The organism is Streptomyces sulfonofaciens, from assembly GCF_014656295.1.
In the GTDB taxonomy this organism is placed as follows: Bacteria; Actinomycetota; Actinomycetes; order Streptomycetales; family Streptomycetaceae; genus Streptomyces; species Streptomyces sulfonofaciens.
The window spans coordinates 143,132-167,914 of the sequence record NZ_BNCD01000013.1 but is presented as its reverse complement, the minus strand read 5'-3'; the positions used below and the strand labels follow the sequence as shown (position 1 = coordinate 167,914).

23 protein-coding genes are annotated in these 24,783 nt (G+C 72.6%); 15 read left to right on the top strand and 8 right to left on the bottom strand.

Annotation, left to right across the window (positions count from 1 at the left end):
• Positions 1-577: 577 nt before the first annotated feature.
• Both IE313_RS21575 and IE313_RS21570 read right to left on the bottom strand, forming a co-directional pair.
• Positions 578-1,063 carry a hypothetical protein gene (locus tag IE313_RS21575; protein ID WP_189934719.1) on the bottom strand — a complete coding sequence of 162 codons (486 nt, stop codon included), beginning with the start codon at positions 1,061-1,063 and terminating at the stop codon, positions 578-580.
• A 9-nt stretch (positions 1,064-1,072) separates the two neighbouring features.
• Positions 1,073-2,518 carry an NsdA family TPR-like regulatory protein gene (locus IE313_RS21570; RefSeq protein ID WP_189934717.1) on the bottom strand — a complete coding sequence of 482 codons (1,446 nt, stop codon included), beginning with the start codon at positions 2,516-2,518 and terminating at the stop codon, positions 1,073-1,075.
• 195 nt (positions 2,519-2,713) lie between these two features.
• On the opposite strand from IE313_RS21570, the gene IE313_RS21565 reads away from it, so the two are divergent.
• The 7 genes from IE313_RS21565 (at position 2,714) to IE313_RS21540 (ending at position 6,456) form a co-directional block, all read left to right on the top strand.
• A complete protein-coding gene (locus tag IE313_RS21565; RefSeq protein ID WP_189934715.1) occupies positions 2,714-3,100 on the top strand; it encodes a DUF6415 family natural product biosynthesis protein in 387 nt (128 codons plus the stop codon).
• Entirely contained in the window at positions 3,097-3,357 is a 261-nt protein-coding gene (locus IE313_RS36630) for a DUF7848 domain-containing protein (protein ID WP_444546254.1), read from the top strand. Before IE313_RS21565 ends, IE313_RS36630 begins: the two co-directional genes overlap by 4 nt.
• The gene (locus IE313_RS21560) at positions 3,354-3,566 is read left to right on the top strand and encodes a hypothetical protein (protein ID WP_189934713.1); all 213 of its coding nucleotides are present in this window, start codon (positions 3,354-3,356) and stop codon (positions 3,564-3,566) included. Before IE313_RS36630 ends, IE313_RS21560 begins: the two co-directional genes overlap by 4 nt.
• A gap of 100 nt (positions 3,567-3,666) precedes the next feature.
• Complete coding sequence (locus IE313_RS21555; protein WP_189934711.1) at positions 3,667-3,900, top strand: DUF5999 family protein; 234 nt, start codon at positions 3,667-3,669, stop codon at positions 3,898-3,900.
• Positions 3,897-4,166: a DUF7848 domain-containing protein gene (locus IE313_RS21550; RefSeq protein WP_189934709.1), complete on the top strand. Its 270-nt coding sequence runs from the start codon at positions 3,897-3,899 to the stop codon at positions 4,164-4,166. The genes IE313_RS21555 and IE313_RS21550 overlap by 4 nt, the downstream gene beginning before the upstream one ends.
• A gap of 519 nt (positions 4,167-4,685) precedes the next feature.
• Entirely contained in the window at positions 4,686-5,630 is a 945-nt protein-coding gene (locus tag IE313_RS21545; RefSeq protein ID WP_189934707.1) for a radical SAM/SPASM domain-containing protein, read from the top strand.
• A gap of 7 nt (positions 5,631-5,637) precedes the next feature.
• The gene (locus tag IE313_RS21540) at positions 5,638-6,456 is read left to right on the top strand and encodes a hypothetical protein (RefSeq protein ID WP_229924835.1); all 819 of its coding nucleotides are present in this window, start codon (positions 5,638-5,640) and stop codon (positions 6,454-6,456) included.
• A gap of 252 nt (positions 6,457-6,708) precedes the next feature.
• Here IE313_RS21540 and IE313_RS21535 read toward each other — a convergent pair whose 3' ends face one another.
• Positions 6,709-7,764 carry a LacI family DNA-binding transcriptional regulator gene (locus IE313_RS21535; RefSeq protein ID WP_189934705.1) on the bottom strand — a complete coding sequence of 352 codons (1,056 nt, stop codon included), beginning with the start codon at positions 7,762-7,764 and terminating at the stop codon, positions 6,709-6,711.
• A gap of 355 nt (positions 7,765-8,119) precedes the next feature.
• Between IE313_RS21535 and IE313_RS21530 the strand changes: the two genes are divergently transcribed.
• From IE313_RS21530 to IE313_RS21515, 4 genes are all read left to right on the top strand, one after another.
• Positions 8,120-9,454: an ABC transporter substrate-binding protein gene (locus tag IE313_RS21530; protein WP_189934704.1), complete on the top strand. Its 1,335-nt coding sequence runs from the start codon at positions 8,120-8,122 to the stop codon at positions 9,452-9,454.
• 2 nt (positions 9,455-9,456) lie between these two features.
• Complete coding sequence (locus IE313_RS21525) at positions 9,457-10,464, top strand: carbohydrate ABC transporter permease (RefSeq protein WP_189934860.1); 1,008 nt, start codon at positions 9,457-9,459, stop codon at positions 10,462-10,464.
• A gap of 91 nt (positions 10,465-10,555) precedes the next feature.
• Positions 10,556-11,407 (top strand): carbohydrate ABC transporter permease, encoded by an 852-nt coding sequence (locus tag IE313_RS21520; RefSeq protein WP_189934702.1) that lies wholly within the window; start codon positions 10,556-10,558, stop codon positions 11,405-11,407.
• A 205-nt stretch (positions 11,408-11,612) separates the two neighbouring features.
• Complete coding sequence (locus IE313_RS21515; RefSeq protein ID WP_189934700.1) at positions 11,613-13,049, top strand: GH1 family beta-glucosidase; 1,437 nt, start codon at positions 11,613-11,615, stop codon at positions 13,047-13,049.
• Positions 13,050-13,139: 90 nt separating this feature from the next.
• On the opposite strand, the gene IE313_RS21510 is transcribed toward IE313_RS21515, so the two are convergent.
• The 3 genes from IE313_RS21510 to IE313_RS21500 form a co-directional block, all read right to left on the bottom strand.
• Positions 13,140-14,189, bottom strand: a complete 1,050-nt coding sequence (locus tag IE313_RS21510) for a chitinase (RefSeq protein WP_189934699.1) — start codon at positions 14,187-14,189, stop codon at positions 13,140-13,142.
• A gap of 642 nt (positions 14,190-14,831) precedes the next feature.
• Positions 14,832-16,232, bottom strand: coding sequence for a sensor histidine kinase (locus IE313_RS21505; RefSeq protein ID WP_189934697.1), 1,401 nt, complete (start codon positions 16,230-16,232; stop codon positions 14,832-14,834).
• A complete protein-coding gene (locus IE313_RS21500) occupies positions 16,229-16,942 on the bottom strand; it encodes a response regulator transcription factor (RefSeq protein WP_189934695.1) in 714 nt (237 codons plus the stop codon). Before IE313_RS21500 ends, IE313_RS21505 begins: the two co-directional genes overlap by 4 nt.
• 339 nt (positions 16,943-17,281) lie before the next feature.
• Here IE313_RS21500 and IE313_RS21495 point away from each other — a divergent pair, with 339 nt between their 5' ends.
• On the top strand, positions 17,282-17,824 hold the full coding sequence (locus IE313_RS21495) for a hypothetical protein (protein ID WP_189934693.1): 543 nt from the start codon (positions 17,282-17,284) through the stop codon (positions 17,822-17,824).
• Between the two features lie 505 nt (positions 17,825-18,329).
• Here IE313_RS21495 and IE313_RS21490 read toward each other — a convergent pair.
• Positions 18,330-19,238 carry a spermidine synthase gene (locus IE313_RS21490; protein ID WP_189934691.1) on the bottom strand — a complete coding sequence of 303 codons (909 nt, stop codon included), beginning with the start codon at positions 19,236-19,238 and terminating at the stop codon, positions 18,330-18,332.
• 364 nt (positions 19,239-19,602) lie between these two features.
• Entirely contained in the window at positions 19,603-19,995 is a 393-nt protein-coding gene (locus tag IE313_RS21485) for a hypothetical protein (RefSeq protein ID WP_229924843.1), read from the bottom strand.
• An 809-nt stretch (positions 19,996-20,804) separates the two neighbouring features.
• On the opposite strand from IE313_RS21485, the gene IE313_RS21480 reads away from it, so the two are divergent.
• The 3 genes from IE313_RS21480 to IE313_RS21465 are packed head-to-tail and all read left to right on the top strand — an operon-like array spanning position 20,805 to position 24,662.
• Positions 20,805-21,773 carry a phosphatase PAP2 family protein gene (locus IE313_RS21480; RefSeq protein WP_189934688.1) on the top strand — a complete coding sequence of 323 codons (969 nt, stop codon included), beginning with the start codon at positions 20,805-20,807 and terminating at the stop codon, positions 21,771-21,773.
• Positions 21,682-23,028 (top strand): hypothetical protein, encoded by a 1,347-nt coding sequence (locus IE313_RS35360; protein ID WP_229924834.1) that lies wholly within the window; start codon positions 21,682-21,684, stop codon positions 23,026-23,028. Before IE313_RS21480 ends, IE313_RS35360 begins: the two co-directional genes overlap by 92 nt.
• Positions 23,019-24,662, top strand: coding sequence for a hypothetical protein (locus tag IE313_RS21465; RefSeq protein WP_189934686.1), 1,644 nt, complete (start codon positions 23,019-23,021; stop codon positions 24,660-24,662). Before IE313_RS35360 ends, IE313_RS21465 begins: the two co-directional genes overlap by 10 nt.
• Positions 24,663-24,783 lie beyond the last annotated feature (121 nt).

Sequence of the window (24,783 nt, the reverse complement as noted above, 5' to 3'; positions counted from 1 at the left end):
CCGGCGACCCTCGCCCACCCCTCGGCTGCGGACAGCGCGGGGACCCCCGGCAGGCTCAGGGGGCACCGGCCGCGCCCGACCCCGCGGACCGGCCCGGGCCCTGCCGGACCGGGCCAAGGTACCGGTGTCGATCCCGACCCCGCGGCGCGGCCGACATGCCGGGGAAGGCCGGCACCCACGGGAAGAACCGCCCCGACGGCAAGGACGGCGAGCCGGGCCCCGCGTCCACCGTCCCGGGACCACAAAGGCCGCAGGAGGAGCAGGGCCCCGTCAGCCCGCCCGGGCCACAGGGCGAGCAGGGGCCGAAGGGCGACACCGGCCCCGAAGGGCCCGCGGCCCGGTCGGGCCGGCCGGACCGGCCCACCCGGACGGCTAGTCCCTCCAGACGCCGCCCGGTGACCCTGACACACTCGTGCGCCGCCGGACCGGCACCCCAGCCCCGCCCCACGACGACCGCGGCTCAACGCCGCCGGTGGCCGCCGGGCTTGACCCGCAACGCAGGCAGTACCGGTGAAGCACGCCCCCTCCGACTTTCGGTGGCGGGAGGGGGCGAATTCGTCCCGTTCGGGAAGGGAGATCAGCCTCGGCGCGACGCGCCGTCTGGCCAGACCACGTCGACGAGGAGCCCTACTTCGCGGGCCTCGGCCACGGTGTCTGCGGTGCCGCCGCCCTTCCCCGTCGGCGGATTGCCGTCCCAGACAGCCATGAGCCGGTCAGAGCGCCGGAGAAGCGTGCGGTTGGCATCCTCATATGCCGAGCGGTTCGCGGTCTCGTGTTCCAGGACGACTACTTCGACGGCGCTGCGGACGAGCCGGTCGAAGGTTTCGGCGTGCTCCGGCTTCACCTTGCTCTGCCGGTAGTCCTGGGAAGGGATGATCGCGACGAGGCGTCCGCCGAGTTCGAGCACGGTCTCGGCGAACAAGGAGTCAGCGCCCGCAGCGATGCATGAGACGCCAGTGAGATCTTCGGCGTAGGGCTTGAGCGCCTCGCGAAGGGCATCGCGGATGAGAGGGATGCTGTCCACGGTCAGGTCCATGTGCCCAGTGACGGCGATGGTGGCCACGGTGCTTCCTTAGCTCGACAACAAGTCCCGGATCATAGTGCGGACCTCTGCTGTGGCCTGTGGGGCCCCTCGCCCGACGGTGTACGGGTAGAGCTGGTGGAGTTGAGTCCGTACCCGGTTCGACCTGGTTCGGGCGGCCGCCTCGACAGCCCGTCGGGTGTACTCGACGGCTCCCGTCACGTCTCCCATGAGGAAGTGGCACTCGGCGAGGCCAATGCTGTCCAGCGCGTAGCTGCGGCCGGCCTCAGCGCCGCGCATGCCCAGTGCTCCCTGGATGTATTCAGCCGCCGTTTGAGCATGCTGAGGCTCTTGCCTCGCCAGGTCCAGGTGGCGGCCGCCGGTTACGCCTGCCAGTTCCGCTTCGTCGAAGTACGCGATCCAGTACGGTTCGGGGACACCCGCGGTTCCAGCCAATGACTCCGCAGCCTCGTCTGTGGCGCGCCGGAACGCTGCTCTGCGCCCCATGGCCGCGTACGCCCAGGCTTCCCGGGTGTGCAACATGGCCCGAAGCCTCGGACCTGCGGCGTGGCGCACGCCCTTCTGAGCCAGGTGGATCAGCTCCAATGCGTCCTGAGGGCGCTCGCTGTACAGCATCTGCCGTGCCATGCCTGCCAGCGCATTGGCACCGTAGACGACATCGTCGCCTGCATGGGCTGCACGTAGGGCAAGTAGGTAGTAGTCCTGGGCTCGCCGCTGAAGCCCCGAGTCCCACGAGATGGTCGCCGCAGTGCCGCCGAGATACGCCATCACCCGAAAAAGCCCCCGCTGGACCTCGGGTTTCTGGTGATCTTCGAGGTGACTCGCCACCTCGTTGAGCTGGCCGACGACGGCTTTGCGACGCAGTCCGCCACCGTAGCGGTGGTCCCAAGAACGGAAAGCCCGCGCGGTACCTTCCAACTCTTGTACCTCCCGCATTCCGATGCGCCCTGGGCGACGTGCAACTGTTCCCGGGGATGCTGGCTGGAGCCATCGTTCCAGTGGGTCAAGGAGTGCGGCACCGGACACGACTGCGCCGGCCAGGGTGCGCGTTACTGCGCGGCGGTCCATCACGAGATCGCTCCTGGTCAAATCTTCGGCCATGTCCACGGTCTCAGAGGGGCACCAAGGAGTTTCACTAGCTGACCGTGTGGCCGGTTGTGCTGGCTGAGGGTTCGGGCTCTCTGGCTGTGCCTCCCAGGGGCGGTCAGCGAGTCCCACCATGCGCCCAGGAATGCGTAAGCCGTCAGCGATACGCCGGATCACGTCGAAGCTGGTGACTTGCTGTTGACCGCTCATGATGGTTGAGACCTTGCCCGGAGTGAGCTGGCAAGCCGCTGCGATGCGGTTCTGGGACAGACCACTCCACTTCTTGATGAGCGAGAAGACTGCTGCGAAGTCGTGCTCTGACAGGGCTCGCCGCAGATCGTCCCTGTCGAGGATATCTGGCGGGAGCAGGCCTGAGGTGGTGGTGTCCATGGAGTGACTTCCGAGGTAAGCGTAATCGCGGCCAAGTACTGAATCACTGCCTCAACGAGCCTATTACCGCCTCGGTAACCCCTGCTGGGCATCCCGAAATTGCAGGTAAACGGCGACTCTCATTGCACACGACATGACGCGCCCCGGCGACCGCGCCACACGGCCCCGAGGCTTGGCCGACTGCAAGGAGTCGACGTGAACGAACGTAGCGCCCTGCCGGCGCTGGTGCGAAGTGGGCCTCCGGACATCGCGAAGATGCGCGTGGCCTCGGCCGCACTGCTCGCCGACGGCGCGTCGCTGCCGCGGTTCGACGACCTCGACGAGAGGGCCATCCGGCTGCGGGGGCATCTGAAGCTGCTGATCCCCGTGGTGGAGGAAGCCGCACGCGCACTGCCTGATGAGCATGCGACCCGGGTCACCGCGCTGGCCGCCGTGGCCAACGCCCGTGTCCGCCTGAGCGCGTCCCCGGGTCCGGGGCTGGTGTCTGCTACGCAGCACGCCCGCAGTCTCGCCCGCGAGCTGGCCTGGCTGTGCGACCACTACGAGGCACTCGCCGGTACCCCGGCCGTGGGGCTGGCATGAGTGGGCCGCGGGAGCCGGTGTCCGGCGGGTGGCTGCTGGAACGGGGGAGCGGCCTCGTCCGGCCGCCGGTGCGCGACATGCTGTGTCTGATCTGTGGGGCTCCGTCCGAGGCCGTGCAGGGTAGTCCGGCCGAGGTGCGCCAGTGGGCGACCGGGCACGCCGCCCGCTACGGGCACCACGACTATCTGGAGACGGCCCGCGTGATCCTGCGCGCCACCTTCGTGTCTTCGGGTGCTCGGCGCAGGGGGGATCGGTGAGCGGTCCGCACGCCGGCCCCCGCCGCCGGCCCCCGTCCCGGGCCGCCCGGCTCGCACGCGACACCTCCGGGCACCCCGTCCGCACGCTCCACCGGATCCAGGCCGCGGCCATACGCCGCTGGGGCATCGGCCTCGGAGCCGGCCTCGTGGTCACGCCCGCCCTCGTCTACACAGGCTGGGTCCTCCACAAGCTGCACCAGCTCGGGTAGCCCAGCCAGCTCGGCCAGCTCGGGTAGCCACCGCGCGCCATCCTGCGCCCGCCCCGGGGCACGGGCACCTTCTATCACCCCTTTCCTCACGGAGACCTCTGTGCTTCCTACTCGCAGCCCGGGCCGTTGTCCGCACCAGCCGCCCTGCCCGCCGGCCGATTCCGCCGACCGGGAGGCCGCCCATCCCGTGGCGCACCGCCCGGAGCAGGGCTGGACCCTGCTGTGCAACGGGGTCCTGCTCTTCGACGACACCGGCGAACTCCTGCCGGACGGGCAGGCCATCGCACCGCACCGGCCCCCGGTGACGGCCGCGGCCCTGAAGGCGGCGCCATGAGCGCCGTGCTCCGGTACGCGGAATGGACCATCGGCCCCGAGCGGGACAAGGACGGGCACCTCGTCGTACCCACCCGGCTCGTGCAGTGCACGACCTGCCCCGAGGCATCCCCGCCCGGCGCGCAGCAGAGCGACACCGACATGTGGGCCATGAAGCACGCCGATAGGACCAACCACCGGTCCTTCCAGGAGATCACCACCGCCCCGCTCACCGCCCACCCGGCGCCCACCAACCCACTCGCCGAAGCCGAACGGGACACGCGGTGACGCACACCCGACAGCGACCTCGGCCCCTACTCGCCCGCCTGCGGCGCGTGCACGACGCGCTTGTGGCACACACCGGTCTCGGCCTCGGCCAGATAGCCGTGGTCGTGACCGCCGTGCTCACCGACGCCGCATGGGCCCTCTACCACCCGACCTGAAAGGCACACGCGTGTACTGCGTCCGCTGCGATCAACTCATCCACCCGGACGAGCCCTACGACACTCACATCCACCACGGCGCCAGCGGCCCGGGCAGCACGACCCACACCCACAAGCAGTGCCCCAAACGACCGCGGCGACCCACCCCAGGGCCCGCGAACCGCTCGCAACCGAAACCCGACCACCGCCCCTGACCGCCTTGACCCGCCAGATGCCCGCGCACCCGACCCCCCGCCGTCCGGCTGGCCCCAACCCCGCACCGCGGGACACGCGACCACCAGAACCACGTGGCCGCACCCCGGCCTGGGCCGCAGCGCTGCGGCCCAGGCCGGGGGACCCAACCCACGAACCACTCGGAAAGGCCATGAGCGCCAAGGACACCATTCGGGCAGCCCGCACCTCCGGCGTCGACCCGCCGGCATACATCCGCCTCGCGCGCACCCCGCAACGTCAGATCGACGAGGGCGTGCACAAGCCCGGCCGGCGGATCGCGCGGCCGGAACGGGCCAGAACTTCACACCACAACAGGAAGGGACAAGCGGTGACACCGATTACGGACACATCAGCGAAGAAGTCCACGACTCGGCTTCTGTGGCTGGACCTGACGCGCAGGTGCCAACTCGAATGCACGCACTGCTACAACGCGTCGGGGCCGAATGGGGACCACGGCACGATGACCCGCGACGACTGGGCCGGGGTTCTGGATCAGGCCGCCTCTTGCGGAGTGCTCGATGTCCAGTTCATCGGTGGGGAACCGACCACCCTCGCCACGTCCTACTACTCGCACCGGGCCGCCGAGCACAACGCGATGACAGGTCGACCGAGCCACGCCCGGACCCGGGCCAACATCGAAAAGGCCGTCCGGCTCGGCGTCCCGCTGCGCGTCGGGGTCGTCTCCGGTAGTGACGCCCAGTGCGTCAGTGAAGCGCGGCGGGAGTTTGAGGCTCTGGGCGTCACGAGGATCACAGTGGACCACGTCCGACCCTTCGGGCGGGGAGCGCAGGACAGGGCCCCAGACCCGGCCAACCTCTGCGGCCGGTGCGGCGTGGGCACGGCTGCCGTCAGTCCTACCGGCGAGGTCTCCCCGTGCGTCTTCTCCGGCTGGATGAACGTCGGGAACGTTCAGGACGCCCCGCTGGCCGGTATCCTCGGCGGCGCTGCAATGGCTAAGGCCAACATCTCGATTCGCAGCTCCGCCCGTAACGGTGGCGGCGATGACGAGAGCGGCGATCACTGCGACCCCGGATGCGACCCCAATGCGGAGTGCAGTCCAGGGTTCCCGAGCGGTGAATGCGATCCCAGGAGATGAAAGCTGTATGGCGGACGGCCCCGGACCTGGGTTTCATGCGCTGATCCACCCGCACACCGGAGATATGACCGGTATCCGGCCGACTGAGCGCGGGAACATGTCGGATCTCACGGCGCTCATCGAGTGTGAGAAAGGGGCGTTCTTCGTCAAGGCGATGCGCAACCGACCGGGAGGCCGGCGTGACTCCGTCCTTCGGGAGAAGCGGATCAACACATTCGTGCAGCCCGTGTCCCCGGTTCTGCGGTGGCATGCGGAAAACGAGGAGTGGATCGCTCTCGGGTTCGACGTCGTGGACGGCAGGCCGTCGAACTTCAAGCCGTGCTCACCCGATCTGCTGTCCATCGTCGAACTGCTCAACCGGATCGGGGAACTGGACCTGCCCGACGTCGCACGGGACTGGCCCGAGACCCGCTGGAACAGGTTCGCCTCCAGCGCATCGGAAGCGGAGCTGTTCCAGGGAGACGCACTGCTCCACGCAGACATCAACCCAAGCAACCTGCTCGTCGGCGACCGGGACGCGTGGGCCGTGGACTGGGCCTGGCCAACCCGCGGCGCAGCATTCATCGACCCCGCCCAACTCGTCGTGCAACTCGTAGCGGCAGGGCACTGCGCCGAAGCTGCCGAGTCATGGGCAGCCGAGTGCAAGGCATGGGCGGACGCGGATCCGAAGGCCATCGACGCGTTCGCCGCCGCCAGTGTGCGCATGTGGCGTGCGATGGCTGATCGGCGCCCCGCCGAGCCATGGCTCACGGCCATGGTGGCAGCAGCGCAGGCATGGGCCAACCACCGAGCAGTGACCCGGAGGCTCAGCGTGTCCACTGGGTGATCCGGCACCACCATGGCCGCCACCCACCCAGATCGACCCGCTCCGTACCGCCCCCCAGGCATCGGAGATCGGCCGCGACGCCCTCGGCCCACCCCTCGAAGCCGCGGACAGCGCGGCGCCCCGGCAGGCTCAGAGGACGGTCGTCATGCCTGCGTCCGCACGACCCGTCCCCCCGCACCCCTGGCACCGCCGTGCCACCGGAAAGCCTTCCGCTCGGGCACGAGCCCGCTCCCCCTCAGCGAGAGAGCCCCGCTAGGAAGAGGCCCGCTCCACCAGCTCCGTGGGCAGCAGCACCTGGCGGTGGACCGCGCCCCGCACGCCCGTCGGGCGGCGTTCCGCGATCTCCGCCAGGAGGACGTCGATCATGGCCCGGCCCATCTCCTCGATCGGCTGCCGCACGCTCGTCAGCGGCGGGTCCATGTGCCGGGCGATGGCCGAGTCGTCGAAGCCGATCAGGGCGACGTCCTCGGGTATCCGGCGGTTCAAGGCGCGCAGCGCCTGGCGGGCGCCCGCCGCCATCACGTCGGACGCGGCGAAGACGGCGTCCAGGTCCGGGTGGTGCTCAAGGAGGCGGGTCATGGCCCGGCGGCCGCCCTCCTCGGTGAAGTCGCCGGGCACGATCAGGTCCTCGTCGACCGCGTGGCCCGCCTCCTCCAGACCCGCGCGGTACCCGTCGACACGGCACTGGGCACCGTAGATCTCCAGGCGGCCCGCGATGTGGGCGATGGTCGTGCGGCCGCGGGCGACCAGGTGCCGGACGGCGGAGCGTGCGCCCGCGAAGTTGTCGGCCTCGACCGCGGGCAGGGTCTCCTCGGCGGACCTGCGGCCGCTTATCACCGTGGGGATCTCCAGTTGGTCGAGCAGGTCCGGGAGGGGATCGTCCGCGTGCACGGAGACCAGCAGCACACCGTCCACGCGGTGCGCCGCCAGGTACTGGGCGAGCCGCTGACGCTCCCGTGCGCTGCCCGCGAAGATCAGCAGGAGCTGCATCTCGGTGTCCGCGAGCTCGGCGCCCACGCCGTGCAGCATCCCGGAGAAGTACGGCTCGGCGAAGAACCGGGTCTCCGGCTCGGGCACCACGAGGGCGATGGCGTTCGTGCGGTTGGCGGCGAGCGCGCGTGCCGCGGTGTTCGGCACGTAGCCCAGCTCCGCCACCGCCGCCTCCACCGCGGCCCGGGTCGCCTCGCTGACCCGTGGGGAGCCGTTGATCACCCGGGAGACCGTGCCCCGGCCCACGCCCGCCCGCGCGGCGACCTCCTCCAGGGTCGGCCGCCCGCCGCTCCGGCCCCGCGTTCCGTGGCCCGTCATCTGCCCGCCTTCCGTCAACCGCATCCGGCCAGGAATCTAACAGCCCCGGATTCCCCGCCCGGATCCCGCCGACCTCCCGGGACGGCTTCCCCGCTCCGGCCCCCGCCGGTCCCTGTCGACACTGTTCTCCCATATCTAACAGGCCGATAACTCACGCCGTATCTGCGCGCCGGTGTCTTGACACCCTCCCGCATACCCGCGAGTCTTCAACACATCACTTGTGGGAGCGCTCCCACAGTACCTCGCACATACATCTCCCGCACGTTCCCCACCCGCGCCGCCGCCACGCTCGATCGTGTGTCCAACAGTGCAGTTGGCCGGGGGGTCGGCACGTCAGGGGCAACAGGAGGACGCAATGCGCACGAGCATCCGCGGGTCCCGGCGGCTGGTGGCCTTCGCGGTCGTCGCCGCGCTCACGACGGGGCTGCTTGCCGGTTGCGCCGAGGACTCGGACGGCGGGTCGTCGAACGCCTCGTCGGGCGGCGGCGACTCGGACGGCAGGATCACACTGACGGTGGGGACCTTCGGTGTCTTCGGATACAAGCAGGCCGGTCTCTACGACGAGTACATGAAGCTGCATCCGAACATCAACATCAAGGAGAACGTCACCGAGCGGAACGACGTCTACTACCCCAAGCTGCTGACCCGTCTCCAGGCCGGCAGCGGCGCGGACGACGTCCAGGCCATCGAGATCGCCAACATCACCGAGGTCGTGCAGACCCAGGCCGACAAGTTCGAGGACCTGAGCAAGGCCGGGGGCTACGACAAGTCGCGGTGGCTCGACTGGAAGACCGAGCAGGCCACCGCCAAGGACGGCAAGCTCGTGGCGCTGGGCGCCGACATCGGCCCGATGGCGATCTGCTACCGCAAGGACCTCTTCGAGAAGGCGGGACTGCCCACCGACCGCGAGGAACTGTCCAGGCGGTGGGCGGGGAACTGGGACGAATACGTGGACCTCGGCAAGCAGTACATGAAGAAGGCGCCCGACGGCACCAAGTTCGTGGACAGCGCCGCGGGTGTCTACAACGCCGTGATCTCCGGCTCCAAGGACCGCTACTACGGCACGGACGGGCAGCCTGACTACGAGAAGAGCGCGGGCCGCAAGCTGGCGTGGGACACCTCGATGAAGGTCGCCACCAGCACCATGTCGGCGAAGCTTAAGCAGTTCGACAAGCCGTGGGACCAGGCGTTCGCCAACGGCAGGTTCGCCACCGTCTCCTGCCCGCCGTGGATGCTCGGCTACATCGAGCAGAAGGCCGGCGCCGCCGGCAGGGGCAAGTGGGACGTGGCCGCCGCGCCCAGCTCCGCCGCCTGGGGCGGATCGTTCGTCGGAGTGCCCTCCCAGGGCAGGCACAAGGACGAGGCGATCAAGCTCGCGACCTGGCTGACCGCGCCCGAGCAGCAGGCCAAGGTCTTCGCCAAGCAGGGCACCTTCCCGTCCACGCCGAGCGCCTACGCGAAGCTGAAGGTGCAGCCGGACACCGACACGTACTTCGGCCAAGCCCCGCTCGCACAGATCTTCAGCGACGCGGCCAAGACGATCCCGATCGCGACCTACGGCGTCAAGGACCAGCAGATCGGCTCCGCCATCACGGACATCGGCGTGCTCCAGGTCGAGCAGCAGGGCAAGAGCCCCGCGCAGGGCTGGTCGTCGGCCGTGAAGGAAATCAAGGACGTACTGGGCGAGTGACGATGTCCCACACCACCGAGTACGCCGAGACCGCGCCCCCCTCCGACGGGGGCGCGGCCCCGGCCGCGTCCGGCCGCCCGCGCGGCACTCCCCCGCCGCCCACCTCGTGGCGCAGCCGCCTCTACCGCTGGGACACGAAGGCGAGCCCCTACGCCTTCATCGCGCCCTTCTTCCTGTTCTTCGGCGCCTTCGGGCTCTTCCCGCTGATCTACACGGGCTGGTCGTCGCTGCACAACGTGCAGCTCGCCAACCTGGACAGCCAGACCTGGGTGGGCCTCGACAACTACGCCAACCTGATCCGGAGCGACTTCTTCTGGACCGCGCTGGAGAACACCTTCGCCATCGGTGTGATCTCCACGGTGCCGCAGTTGCTGATGGCCATCGGCATCGCGCACCTGCTCAACTACAAGCTGCGCGGCTCCACCTTCTGGCGCGTCACCATGCTGGCGCCGTACGCCACCTCGGTGGCCGCCGCCACGCTGGTCTTCACGCTGCTCTACTCGTGGGACGGCGGTGCGATCAACTGGCTGCTGCACTTCGCCGGCATCGACCCCGTCAACTGGCGCGAGTCGATCTGGGGCTCCAAGTTCGCCGTGTCGTCGATCGTGATCTGGCGCTGGACCGGCTACAACGCCCTGATCTACCTCGCCGCGATGCAGGCCGTGCCCGCGGACCTGTACGAGTCCGCGGCGATCGACGGGGCGTCGCGCTGGGAGCAGTTCCGCCATGTGACCGTCCCGATGCTGCGGCCCACGATCCTCTTCACGGTCGTGGTCTCCACCATCGGCGCCACGCAGCTCTTCGGCGAGCCGCTGCTGTTCGGCGGCAACTCCGGTTCGAAGGGGGGCGCGGACCACCAGTTCCAGACGCTGGGCCTGTACATGTACGACCAGGGCTGGGTGATCGGCAACCTCGGCAAGGCGTCCGCCATCGCCTGGGCGATGTTCCTGATCCTGCTGGTCATCGCCGCGATCAACATGCTGGTCGCCAGACGCCTGAGGAAAGACTGATGCGGTACGCCCCCGGGCGCGCTCCCGGGACCCCGGGCCGTCCCGGCCGCCCGGCCCGCCGGCCCGCCGCCCGTCCGCGAGGAGGAGTCCAGTGAAGTCCACCGCCCTGGCCCCGCGGGCCGGCCGCCAGTTGCACGCCGGCCCCGTCACCTACACCGTGCTCGGCCTGTTCACGGTGGTGTCCCTGCTTCCGCTGATCTGGACCGCCGTCGCCGCGTCCCGTACGGACCAGCGGCTCGCCCAGACCCCACCGCCGCTGTGGTTCGGCGGCAACCTCCTCAAGAACCTCCAGACGGCCTGGGACCAGGGCGGCCTCGGCAAGGCGATGGTCAACTCGTTGATCGTCGCGGGCAGCATCACCGCCGGCACGGTGCTCTTCTCCACGGTCGCAGGCTTCGCCTTCGCCAAGCTGAGGTTCCGGTTCAGCAGCACCCTGCTGCTGATCACCATCGGCACCATGATGGTGCCGCCGCAGCTCGGCGTGGTGCCGCTCTACCTGTGGATGGCGGATCTGCACTGGTCGAACCAGCTCCAGGCGGTGATCCTGCCGACCTTCGTGAGTGCCTTCGGCGTGTTCTTCATGCGGCAGTACCTCGTCCAGGCGCTGCCGGGCGAGCTGATCGAGGCGGCGCGCACGGACGGCGCCAGCAGCCTGCGGGTCATCTGGCACGTGGTCTTCCCCGCGGCCAGACCCGCGATGGCCGTGCTGGGGCTGCTGACCTTCGTGATGGCCTGGAACGACTTCCTGTGGCCGATCATCGCACTGAACCAGGCGAATCCCACCGTTCAGGTGGCCCTGAACCAGCTCGGTACGGGGTATATCCCCGACCAGGCGGTCATCATGGCGGGTGCCCTGCTGGGCACGCTGCCGCTGCTGGTCGCGTTCGTCCTGTTCGGCAAGCAGATCGTCGGCGGCATCATGCAGGGTGCCGTCAAGGGCTGAGAGCCCGCCGCACCCCGCGGACAGCGCCGTCCTGCGGGCCCGGGTTCCGCCGGCCCGCGCGGCGGCGGCTCCCGCGGTCCCCGGGACCGCGGGGCCGTTCGCCCGCGGCCGCCACAGGGCGCCCGGGCCCGCCGGGCGCCCCTCGTCCGCCTCCATCCCGTCCGTCCTTCCGTCCCTTCCCCGACCTGACTATGGGAGCGCTTCCATGCCCGAATCACTGACCTTCCCGCCCGACTTCCTCTGGGGTGCGGCGACCTCCGCCTACCAGATCGAGGGAGCGGTGCGGGAGGACGGCCGCACTCCCTCGATCTGGGACACCTTCAGCCATACCCCCGGCAAGGTGGCCTTCGACGAGAACGGGGACACCGCCGTCGACCACTACCACCGCTACCGCGACGACGTGGCGATGATGGCGGGCCTCAACCTGCGCGCGTACCGATTCTCGGTCTCCTGGTCCCGGGTGCAGCCCACCGGCCGGGGCCCCGCAGTGCAGCGCGGCCTGGACTTCTACCGCCGGCTCGTCGACGAGCTCCTTGAGCACGGCATCGAGCCCGCCCTGACCCTCTACCACTGGGACCTCCCGCAGGAGCTGGAGGACGCCGGGGGCTGGCCCGAGCGGGAGACGGCGTACCGCTTCGCCGAGTACGCCGCGCTCCTCGGCGAGGCGCTCGGTGACCGCGTCGAGCGCTGGATGACCGTCAACGAACCCTGGTGCGCCGCCTTCCTCGGCTACTCCTCCGGGGTCCACGCGCCCGGCCGCACCGACCCGGCGGCCTCCCTGCGCGCCGCTCACCACCTCAACCTGGCGCACGGCCTGGCCACCAGCGCCCTGCGCGGTGTCCTGCCGGCCCGGGCCGCCATCGCGCTCAGCCTCAACTCCCAGGTGATCAGGGCCCTCACCGACGACCCCGCCGACGCCGACGCCCAGCGCCGCGTGGACAACCTCGCCAACGGCGTCTTCCACGGTCCCGTCCTCCAGGGCGCCTATCCCGCCTCCCTGTTCACGGACACCGCCGGCCTCACCGACTGGAGCTTCGTCAAGGACGGTGACCTGGCCGCCTGCCACCAGCCGGTGGAGGCCCTCGGCCTCAACTACTACACGCCCGTCCTGGTGTCCGCGAAGTCCAGCACTCCCGCCGGACCGATCGCCACCAACCACGGCGTCAGCGAGCACTCCCCGTGGCCCGGTGCGGACGACGTCACCTTCCACCAGCCGCCGGGCGAGTGCACCGAGATGGGCTGGGCCATCGACCCGAGCGGCCTGTACGACCTGATCACCCGCTACAGCAGGATGCGGCCCGACCTCCAGTTGTACGTCACCGAGAACGGCGCCGCCTACGACGACAAGCTGGAGACCGACGGCCAGGTCAACGACCCGGAGCGGATCGCCTACCTGCACGGCCACCTCCGGGCGGTGCACCGCGCCATCGCCGACGGCGCCGACGTCCGCGGCTACTACCTGTGGTCCCTGATGGACAACTTCGAGTGGGCGCACGGCTACAGCAAGCGCTTCGGCGCGGTGTACGTGGACTACCCGACCCAGACCCGCACCCCGAAGGCCAGCGCGCTGTGGTACGCGGAGCGGGCACGGACCGGCGAGCTGCCCGCGGAACCCGTCTGGGAGGGCAGCACCGTGCGCTGACCGGCACCGGACGGGTGCGCGCCCCGGCCGTGTGGGGGGAAGCCGGCCGGGGCGCGCGTTCCGTGGGGGGTCGGGGTGGCTCGCCGCGGGTCACTTGTAGGCGGCGAAGGCCTTCATGAAGGCGAGCGGCTCCTGGTCGACGGAGGAGCAGGTGGGCTGCGCGGTGCCGGACGAGCCCCCGGCGCAGGGCCGGTCACGGCCGGCCGACCACATCGAGAGCCAGCCCGCGCCCTTGTCCTGGGCGAACCCCACCAGCTCGGTGGCGTCGTCGACGGTGAACGTCTCGGTGCTGACGTCGTTGAGGCCGATCATGGGGGTGATGGCGACCTTCTGCCACGCCTCGCTGTCCAAGACCCCGAGCGCGTCCTTGATCTGCCCCTGGGCGGCGGTGGCGGCCTGCTCCGCGTACGCCGCCATGTCGTCGCCGTACGCGGGGCCGTAGTCCATGGCCATGATGTTGACGGCGGAGACGTCGACGCCGTTCTCGCCCGCGTTGGCGAGCAGGTCGGCGCCGGGCGGGGTCAGGCCCTCGGGCATCACCGGCAGCGTGAACGAGACGTCCAGGTCCGGGTGGTCCTTCTGGAGCAGGGCGATGGCCTGGGCACGGCGGGTGTTGGCCTCGGTGTCCGGCAGCGCGGAACCCTCGATGTCGAAGTCGACCTTGGTGAGCTTGTAGGCGTCGATCGCCTTGCCGTAGGCCGCGGCGAGGTCGTCGGCGCCGGCGCAGGCCAGCGCCAGCTCGGAGCCGGCCACGCCGCCGAAGGAGACCCGCACGTCGCCGCCCTCCGCGCGCAGGTCGTCGATCTGGGAGGCGACCTCGTTGGAGTCCAGGTCGCCGCTGCCGCCCCACTTCGCCTCGCAGCCGCCGCCGGAGGTGAGGAAGGCGAGGTTGAACTGGTCGACGCCGGTCTCCTCGGCGGTGGCCACGAGGTCGAAGGCCGGGGAGAGGGAGGTGTCGACGTACGGGGCGAAGGCGCCGGCCGCCGCGTCGCCGGCCGTGTCGGACGTCGGCGCGGCGGTGGGGGTGGCGAGCGCGGTCGCGGAGAACAGGAAGCCGCCGCCCACCACCATGCCTGCGGTGGCGAAGCCGCGCATCGCCTTGATCGTGCCGCTGACCGTACGACGGTGCATGCTGCTCATCACGTGCCTGCCTTAGCTGTGCGGCGGAGCCTGCTCGGCGCGGCACCACCGGCACTCGGTCGTGGGGGGAGGGCGTCCGTGTCCGAAGGACGGCGGACACCCGGGGCCGGGGGTTGCCCCGGGTGTCCGGTGGGGGTGGACGCCCGTGGGGGGTACGCGGCAGCACCGTAGCGATCCGGAACCAGACAAAGCGCCCTATCCGGGCGGCAGTTGGTGTTCTTAGGCTGCTCTTAAGGAAGGCATCGGGGTCGATTAAAGGTGACCCCGTGCCGGGGAGGGGTGCGGGTGCGGCGAGGTGCGTCCTGCGCGCACCACGGCGGCACCCGCCCGGCGGCCCGAACGCGGCGGAGTTCGCGGGGCCGGTGGCCATCCGGCGGTCCTGTCCCGGCCCGGTGCGCGGCCGGCCGGCCGGGCGGCCCGTGCCCCTGACGGGGATGCGGGCCGACGGGAGGGCGCACCGGTGCGCCGCAGGCCGACGGGCGTGCGCACCGCGCGCCGCGGGCCGACCGGCGTGCGCACCGCGCGCCGCGGGCCGACGGGCATGCGCACCGCGCGCCGCGGGCCGACGGGTGGGCGGCCGCACGCCGCGTGCAGGGGGCTCGCGCGCGGGGCCCGTCCCGTCCCGGCCGGTGGGCCAACGGGTCAGGGCACGCCCGCGGTGCGGGGCCTGCGGGAGCCCCGGTGGGCGCGGCGGAGCCGGGCGGTGACGCGGCGGCCGTCGCCGCTCTCCCGGCCCAGTTGGAGCCGGATCCGCACCTCCGTGCCGCCCAGCACCGAGCGACCGATCCGGGCGTCACCGCCGGTGGACTCCGCCAGCCTGCGCACGATGTCCAGGCCGAGTCCGGTCGAGCCCGCCCCGCCCGAGCTGCCGCCGCGGGCCAGCGCGGCCCGCGGGTCCGGTATGCCGGGGCCCGCGTCGGAGACCAGGACCAGTACCGCGTCCTCACCGTTGTGCACGTCGACGGAGAAGGCGGTGCCCTCCGGTGTGTGCCGGAAGACGTTGCCGAGGAGGGCATCGAGCGCGGCGGCGAGGTCCGAGCGCACCACTGGGATGCGCACCGGCCGCTCCACGCCGGCCACCCGCACCGTGCGCCCCTCGTCCTCCGCGAGCGCCGACCAGAAGCCCATCCGCTCGCGGATCACCTCGGCGGCGTCGCAGCCCGCGCCGGGGCCCTGGGCCGCGGTCTGCGGCTTGGCCTCGCGTGCGGTACGGATGATGGTGTCCACTTCGCGCTCCAACTGCTCGACGGCCGCCCTGGTCTGCTCGGCCGCGGGTCCGTCGCCGAGGGAGGCGGTGTTGAGCCGCAGCACGGTCAGCGGGGTGCGCAGGCGGTGCGAGAGGTCGGCGGCCAGCTCGCGCTCGTTGGCGAGCAGTTGCACCACCTGGTCGGCCATCGAGTTGAACGCGACGGCGGCGAGCCGCAGTTCGGTGGGGCCCTCCTCGCGCACCCGGGCCCCGAGCCGTCCCTCGCCCAGCTCGTGCGCCGCGCGCACCAGCCGCCGGGCCGGCTTGACCATCCGGATGCCGAGCCGGTCGGCGACGGCGACGGAACCGACGATCAGGGCGATGCCCACCCCGCCCAGCACCAGCCAGGCCCTGCGCACCCCCTTGGTCATCTCGGCCTCGGGCACGAAGACCTCCACGAGGGCGATCTTCCCCGAGCTGAGCGCGGTGGGCTGGAGCAGCACGGAACCGCCGGCCACCGCGGAGAGGGAGGCCCGGCCGAGCCTGCGGGTGGCCGCCAGGTCGTCCCGGGCGGCCCGCCGGGGCCCGATGTCGAGCGCGGGCCGGTCGCCGGTGGCCGGGATGTGCAGGGCCATCCGGCCACCCGGGCCGTCCTGCGCGGCGGCCAGCGCCCAGGCCAGCTTGTCCCGGTCGCCGGTGATGGACAGGGTGGGGCCGAGCGCCGCGGCACGCCGCTCCGCGTCGGAGACCGCCCGGTCGCGTGCCATCTCCCTGACGACCAGGCCGAGTGGGATCGCGAAGGCGACGACGACCATGGCGGTGACGGCCAGGCAGACCCTCACCAGCGCCCACCTCATCGCAGCGGCTCCGCCCGCGGCGGCTCCAGTTTCACGCCCACGCCCCGCAGCGTGTGCAGGTAGCGGGGCCTGGCCGCGGTCTCACCGAGTTTCCTGCGCAACCAGGACAGGTGGACGTCGATGGTCTGGTCGTCGCCGTACGACTGCTGCCACACCTCGGCGAGGAGTTCCCTGCGCGGCACCACGACGCCGGGGCGGCCGGCGAGGAAGGCCAGCAGGTCGAACTCACGGCGGGTCAGGTCCAGTTGGGCGCCGTCCAGTTCCGCCTCGCGGCGCAGCGGGTCGATGGAGAGCCCGCCCACCTGGATCACCCGGCCCGGCAGCACCTCGCGGACGCTGGCGCGGGAGCGGCGCAGCACGGCGGCGATCCGCGCCGAGAGGTGCTCCACCGAGAACGGCTTGGTGAGGTAGTCGTCGGCACCGTCGTTGAGGAGCCGTACGATCTCGGCCTCGTCGTCCCGCGCGGTGGCGATGATCACCGGTACGTCGGTGATGCCGCGCAGCATCTTCAGCGCCTCCGCGCCGTCGAGGTCGGGCAGGCCGAGGTCAAGGATGACCACGTCGAAGTGGTGGTGGGCGACCTCGCGGAGCGCTTCCAGGGCGGTGCCGACGCTGCGTACGGCGTGGGAGTCCGTGGGCAGTTCCGTGAGGTGCCGGATGAGGGCCGAGCGGACGAACTGATCGTCCTCGACCACGAGCACACGAGCCATGCCCGGCACCGTACGCCATGGGGGCGCGCCCCGGTCCTCCTCTGCTCCCCTCGGCCCCCTGGTCCCCCGCCTCCCTGCGGCCTCCCCGGCCGCTGCGGCTTCCTCGGCCGCTGCGGTCCCGGCTGTCCCGGCTGTTTCTGCTGTCCCTGCTGCCTCGGGGCGCGGTCTCCCTCGGACCTGATGGCCGGCCCGGGCGTGGCTCCGGCGCTGTGCCGCACAAGGGGAGTGCGGGCAGGAGGCGTGCCGCACGGCGGTGAGCGCGTGCCGCGCGTGGGCGGGGCACCCGGCACCCGGACCCGCCGGGGACAAGGCACGGGTCCGTGGGGCACCATGGCCGGGATGCTCAAGGGACTGATGCACGGCCTGGCTTGGTCGCTCGCCACCGGCGGCGCGGCAACGCTGTCGTGGTGGGGCGTCCACACGGTGCTCGCAGGCACCGCCTACGACCCACCGCGTGCGGTGCCGATCGCGGCGGGCGGCTCGCCGCGCCACGCGAAGCCGGTCTCGTCGTCCACCCACCGCCCGCGGCCCACACCGTCCCCCACCCGCAGACCCCGGCCGCCGAGGCCGCCCGCGCCCGTGCACAGCGCGCCGGCGGAGCGGGGGCCGAGCCACTCGCCCCCGCCGTCCTCGCCCGGCACCGGCACCGGCACCGACGACGGGGTGGTGCGGAGCTACGACACCAAGGGTGGCCGGGTGGTGCTGGACATCGGGAGGACCTCCGCGCGCCTGGTCTCGGCGACGCCCAATCCCGGCTGGTCGATGCAGGTGTGGAAGGAACCGAGCTGGATCCGCGTGGAGTTCGCCACGGACTCCGACGAGGTGTCCGTGTTCTGCACCTGGAACGGGCACCAGCCCCAGGTGCAGATCGTCACGTACTGAGCCCGTTGCGACCTGAGCCCGTTGGCGTCCTGAGCCGGTCACGCATGAGCCGGTCACGTCCTGAGTCCATTGCGTCCTGAGTCCATCACGTCCTGAGTCCGTTGGCGTCCTGAGCCCGTCAGGTCCTGAGCCCGTTGCGCAGTGGGCCGTTTCGGCACCGCCGGGTTGTGCCCGGTGCCAGGCGTGTCCGGCACCGGGCCGTGTTCGGCCGCCGCCTGTGTCCGGTGACCGCCGGGCGTGCTCGCGTTCCCGGCCGGGCGCCGGGACGACCGCGCGCACCGAAGCGTCCGCGGCCCGGCGCCCGCGCCGCACGGGGCAACGGCGCGCACGCGTGGTGCGGGAACCACACCCGCCCCGGGGGCGCCTCGGCCGCCGGAAGCCGTCGCCTCCGCGCCGGGGCACACGGCCGCGTACGGCCGCCGGACCGCCGCGCCGGTGGGCCGCCGCGCCGGTGGGGCGTGGGCCTGGGCCGACCCCGTGCCGTGCGGCGTCACCTCGTGCGACGTCACCTCGTGCGGAACGTGGACGGCGGCGGGGCCGGGGAGTCGGTGGCCGTGGCGTCGGTGACCGGGGGCGCTCCGGCGGTGAAGTCGGTGAGCGAGCGGCCGTGCTCGACGCGGCCGGGGTGCGGGTCGGCTGCGGCGCGGCGGGTGAGTTCGGCCAGCGGCAGGGGGTGGTCGGCGGCGAGGAGGACGGCGTTGCCGAAGCGCTTGCCGCGCAGCACGGCCGGGTCGGCGATCAGCGCGGGCTCGGCGAAGAGCGCGGCGGCGGTGGCGACCTGGCGGCGCAGGTGGGTCAGTGGCGGGCCGTCCGCGAGGTTGGCCGCGTAGCTGCCGCCGGGCCCGATCACCCTGCGCACCTCCGCGAGGAACTCGGTGCTGGTGAGGTGGGCGGGCGTGCGCGCACCGGCGAAGACGTCGGTGATCACCAGATCGGCCCAGCCGTCCGGGAGCCTGGCGAGCGCGGCGCGGGCGTCGTCGGAGCGCACCCGGACACGGGCGCCGGGGTCCAGGGGCAGGGCGTCGCGGACGAACGCGACGAGGGCCGCGTCGTGCTCGACGACCTGCTGGGTGGAACGGGGGCGGGTGGCGGCGGTGTAGCGGGCGAGCGTGAGGGCGCCGCCGCCGAGGTGCAGGGCCCGAACCGGCCTGCCCGGTGGTGCGACGAGGTCGATGAGATGGCCGATCCTGCGCTGGTAGGCGAAGTCGAGGTGGACCGGGTCATCGAGGTCCACATGGGACTGCGGGGCGCCGTCGACGAGCAGGGTCCAGGCGCGCGGCCGGTCCGGATCGGGCACCAACTCGGCGTGACCGCCGTCGACCTCGGCACGGACCGTGGCGTCGCCGGCTCGCCGGCGCCCCGTCCGTGCCCCCGCGTCGCTCGCGTCTCCCCGACGCCCCTTACCCCTGGCCACCCTGCCATTATGAGCGGCCGCACGGGGCCCTCCGGTCGCCACCGGCCCTCCGGCAACTCCAGGGGGCACCAGCCCCTCCGCAGCTCCAGGGCTCGCCAGGCTCTCCTCGCAGCTCCAGGGCTCGCCAGGCTCTCCCGCAGCTCCAGGGCCAGCGTTGCCTTCCGCACCTCGGGCGGTCGCCGACGCCGTGCGCACCTCGGCATGGGGCGCCCGCCCGCCGCCGGGGCCCTCCGCGCCGGGGCCTTTCCACCGCCGGGCCCTGCTCGCGCTGCGGCTGAACCCGGCGGGGCGGGGCAGCCTGGGATCCGCCTCCGGGCCCGGCCGCGACAGGCGTCCCGTCCGCCGCGGCGGAGGCCCGGCACCGTCAGCGGCAGTCGTCCGCGGCCGCGATCAGCCGTGCCGCCTCACCCAGAGCGGCCCGCAGCACCGTGGGGTCGGTCAGCCGCCCGATGTCACCGGGCGGCAGCAGCCATCCGCCGCCGACCGCCGACACGTCCGCCGGCCCCGGCACATCACCGCCGGTGTGCGTGCAGGCGCTGCCCGGCAGGTCCCAGGCGTCCGCCGTACCGGGCGGCACCAGGAATTGGAGGGTGTCGCAGGCACCGTCGTGCAGTACGGGCCCCACGGCCCGCGCACCGACCCGCCGCAGGATGTCGACGGCTTCGAGTCCCTGCCGGACAGGGACGGTGACCAGGTCGCAGAAGTCGTCGCACGCATCGGCGGTCGACGGCCGCACCCCCGAACCGTGCCCGAGCACCTTCACCACGGTCCTCCTCGTTCGCGCTCGCTGTGCTCACCGGGCCCGGGAGGGCGTACGCCCGGGACCCACCGCACGGCACAACGCGGCCCGCCCACCCCGGCTACGGCCCGGGCCCCGGCGCGAAACGGCGGTCGGCGACCGGTTCGGGGGTGGGATATCCGGCTTGTACTCCCAACCCTTCGTGCGCGGGCGATCACCCAACGTGCCCAATCCCTGCGTACGCTCCCCCACCGAGCACGGCTCACCACCCGCGCCACCCCCCGCGCGACAGCGCACCCCCAGGGGCGCGTAGTGCGCCCGAAGCGCCCCCACCACACACCGAGATCCCGCCGGACGCCCCCCGACCGGTCCAAGCACACCCCCGCCACGCGCACCGAAGCCCCCGCAGCCCTCGGGCAACCCCCGACCCCGACCCTGCGCCGACACCCGACCGCGACCCCAGCCCTGCCCCGACACCAGGCCCCGCCCCCGACCCCGACCCGTGAGCACCGCAGCGAGGCCGGCGGCATCAGCGAAGCCGGGCAGGGCAACAGCAGAACAACAGACCAACACGAGAGACACTGACCGGATTTGTCATGACATGGATCACGGGGACCACATCGATCACGCGGCCTCAACCCGCTTGCGCACTCCTTTCACAGGCAACCCACCAGTCGGTACTTGCGTCTATGACGATCAGGGGGCGGCCCGCGACGGGCGATCCCATACACCATAAAGTGGGACGCCGTGGCCCTTGAGGACACCGAGCAGCCAACCGACGTTCACACCCCATGGGCCGCGGGCCGGGAAGTAGGGAGACCATTCGGATGCCGCAGACGGACGCACCGGCCAATGGGGCGACAGAAAGCAGCCGGCTCCGCTGGTGGACCGAACTGCCCCTGATCATCGCGGTGTACGCGACGTACTCCGCGGGCAGGCTGCTCGCCCGCAGCGGCGCGGCCGTCCCCACCGAGCACGGACTGGCGATCCTGCGCATCGAGCGGGCCCTGCACCTCACCATAGAACAGCCGCTGAACCGTATCTTCACGCGCCACCTCTGGATCGGGCTGCCCGCCGACTTCTGGTACGCGTCCCTGCACTACGTCGTCACCCCCGCCATAGCCGTCTGGCTCTTCCGCACCCGTCCCGTCCAGTACCGGCTGGCCCGCACCTGGCTGCTGCTCTCCACGTTCGTCGGCCTGATCGGCTTCACGCTGCTCCCGACCTGCCCGCCGCGCCTCCTGCCGGCCGTGCACGGGTTCGTCGACACCATGGCGGAGTACAGCTCGTACGGGTGGTGGGCCGGTGAGGCGAGCGCGCCTCGCGGCCTCGGCGGAATGACCAACCAGTACGCGGCGATGCCCAGTCTGCACGTGGGCTGGGCCCTGTGGTGCGGCCTGATGCTGTGGCGGCACGGCCGCTCTCCGCTGGCCAAGGTCGCCGCGGTCGGATATCCGCTGGTCACCACGGTCGTCGTGGTGGGCACCGCGAACCACTACCTGCTCGACGCGGTCGCCGGGGCCGCGGTCATGGCCCTCGGACTGCTGCTGAGCCGGCCCTTCCTGCGGTTGGCGGACGCCGTTCGTGAGCGGCTCGCGGCCCGCGGCGCGCCGGTGCGCGCCGCCTCGGCCCGCGCGGCGGCCGGACGGATCGGAGCCGCCCGGGATGCCGCGGTTGTCGGTGACGGATGCCAGACTTCGGCGGGTGAGCGAATTCCCCGACAGCGCAAGCAGCGTGCCGAGCCGAGCACCCGCCCCGCCGACGCGGGGGACGGCGCTGCGGCACCGGCTCGCTGAACTGCGCGGCCCCACCGCCCCGCCCCAGCCCCTGGACGCCCGCCGTCTCGCGGCACTCGCCGCCAACCCGGGCTGCAGACGGCGTGCCCTGCTGGACGGCGCCGGTGTGGACAAGGCCGCCCTGGCACATGCGCTGGGCGCGCCCTCGGGCTACGGGCAGTCCCAGTTCGCGTTCGTCCGGGGCCACGCCTTCGAGGCCCGCGTCAAGGGCGACGGCGGGGCGGAGCTGGTCCGCCTGGTCCACCGTCATCTCGATCCGGCCGCCGAGCCGCCCACGACCGCCGAGGTCCGCGTCCCGGACCTCACGGCCGGCGGCCCCGAGGGACGGGCGGCGCGTACGGCCCTGGTGCTCCGGGAGGCGGCGCCCGGCACCACCGGGCCGGAGCCGGGTGCCGCCGGGACCATCCCGGCCGACGGCACCACCGCCGAAGCGGAAGACTCCCACGTCCCCGACGTCCCCGACGCCCCCGACGCCCCCGACGCCCCCGACGCCCCGGACGTCCCCGACGCCACGGGCGGCCCCGGCACCCCCGGCGCCGCGGCCGCCCCGGTGTGGACGCTGCTCGACCACCCCATGCTCACCCTCGACGTCGCCGGCACCCCCGCGTTCCTTGAGCCCGACGCCCTGGTGGTGCACCCGGACGGCAGTTGGACCGTCGTCGAGATCAAGTCCTTCCCGATGATCGACGGTTCGGCCGAACCGGAGAAGGTGGGCGCGGCAGCCCGGCAGGCGGCGGTGTACGTCCTGGCGCTCCAGCACCTGGCCGAGCGGATCGAGCCGGCCCCCCGCGTGCGGCACCGGGTGCTCCTGGTCTGCCCCAAGGACTTCTCCAACCACCCCACGGCGGCCGCCGTCGACGTACGCAAGCAGCTCGCGGTCACCCGGCGGCAGCTCTCCAGGCTCGCCCGGATCGAGGACATCGCGGCGGCCCTGCCCGAGGAGGCCCGCTACGACGTCTCCCTCCCGCCGAACGAGCTGTACTCGGCCGTCGAGGCCGTTCCCGCGGCCTATGCGCCCGAGTGCCTGTCGGCCTGCGAGCTGGCCTTCCACTGCCGGTCCCGGGCCCGGGCCGAGGGTGCCGTGACGACCCTCGGCCGCGCGGTGCGGGGTGAGCTGGGCGGCCTCACCACGGTCGGGGCCGTCCTCGCGGCGGCCCGCGGCGAGAGCGGCGACCCGACCGACCCCGCGGTCGCCGCGCTGCGCCGCGCCGCCGCGCTGCGCGGGGCGGCACTGGAGGCCGGCGCATGTCGCTGATCACCGACCTGGCGCGGCTGGAGGCGATGGCGAGCGGCCGGGCCCAGCCGACCGCCACCGTGCGGCACCGCCACCTGTCCGCGCGGCCCCTGGTGTTCGTGCCGCTGACCACCGCGGGCGAGACGGGCGCACCGCTCGGCGCCCTGGTCGGCACCGAGCGCACCGCCCCCCGGCTACTGGTGGTGCCCCAGCCCCGCGACCGCGATCTGCGCTTCGCCTTCCTGGCGGAGCTCGCCGAGATCGTCCTGCCGTACATCGGCTCCTTCGCGGACGACGTGGAGGCCGCCGAGCGCACCGAGACCGACCCGGGCACCGGCAAGCGCGTCAGGACGGAGGCCGAGCTGTGCACGGACGCTCCGCAACTGATCGTGCCGAACCGCGCGGGGATCGCCTTCGTACGGCTGCTCGGCCGCTCCATGCGGTTCCGCCGCACCGCGGAGGCGGATCCGGACTCGCCCTACCCGGCGCCGCCCGCCGTGCCCCTGCTCGGCCGCTGGCTGACGCACTTCGGCGAACGGTCCCGGGTCCCGGGTTCGGCACTCCTGCTGGCCATGACGGACCTGCTCACCCGGCACTGGGCAACCGGGCAGTCCAGCCTGGAGGACCAGCACCTGGGGGCGCTGCTGGCCTGGCTGACGGCCCCGCCGGGCACCTCGGGGGCTCAGGCCGCACACCGGGCGGAGCTGGACCGGGACCACCACGGCCAGTTGCTCTGCCCGCCCGCCGGCCCCGCCACCGACCCGGCGTTCGACAACCGTCTGCTCGCTCCGGCCATCGAGCGCTACGACCGCGCACGCACCGCCCTCACGACCGCCGAGGACGGCGTGGCGGCCGACGAGCGCCTGGGCGCGGTCACCGCCGCGGAATACGAGATCCGTGCCCTGGTCGACAGCCGCACCCGCCCCACCTGGGACGCCGTGTGGCGCGGCCTCGACCTGCTGTGCAGGCTGCCGGAGGGCGCACACGTGGCGGACCGCTGGACGCGCGACCGCTGGTCGTTCACCGGCCACCGGGACCGGGTCCTGGCCGGCGAGCCCCCGCAGCCCCGCCGCGACGACGCGGTGACCGCGGCGAACAAGCTGTCCGCCCGCGAGCGCGAGCAGGCCCGCCTCGACGCCCAGGAGGCCCTGGACGACCCGCTGGTGATGGCCGGGCGGCAGTTGGCCGGGGAGGCCTTCGCGGGCGAGGTGACGGACGTCGTGATGACCCACTCCGAAGGCAGGCGCCCGAGCCCGCGCCCCCTCGTCACCGTCCGTACGGACGACCGCCCGAGGCTCACCGTGCGCGCCAAGGTCTACCGCTCCCTGGCCGGCCGCCCCCAGACCGCGGAGGTGGTGGAACTGATCGAGGATCGCGACGCCGCGGCGCCCGGCGCGCCGGGCGCGTTCCAGGCGCCCGGGGGCGAGGGAACGGTCGTCGTCCTGCGCGTCACGGACAAGATGGGGCGGGGCCGGGACCCGGAGCCCGGTTCGGTGCCGGAGAAGGGCGACCACGTCCTGTTCACCCTCTTCGAGCACGACCAGCGCGGCGGCCCCAAGCTGCCCGACCCGGAGGAGACGCCGTGGACCCACGGCGGCCCGCCGGGCGACACGGCGGAAGATCCGGACCCGGTCACCGCGGAGGACCTCCTGTGACACTGCCCGAACACTCCCCCGCCCGCGTCACCGGCGCACCCGCCGCGAACACGCCCACCCGTGGCACACCCACCGGCGAGACACCTGCTGGCGAGCCTGCTGGCGAGACACCTGCCGGTAG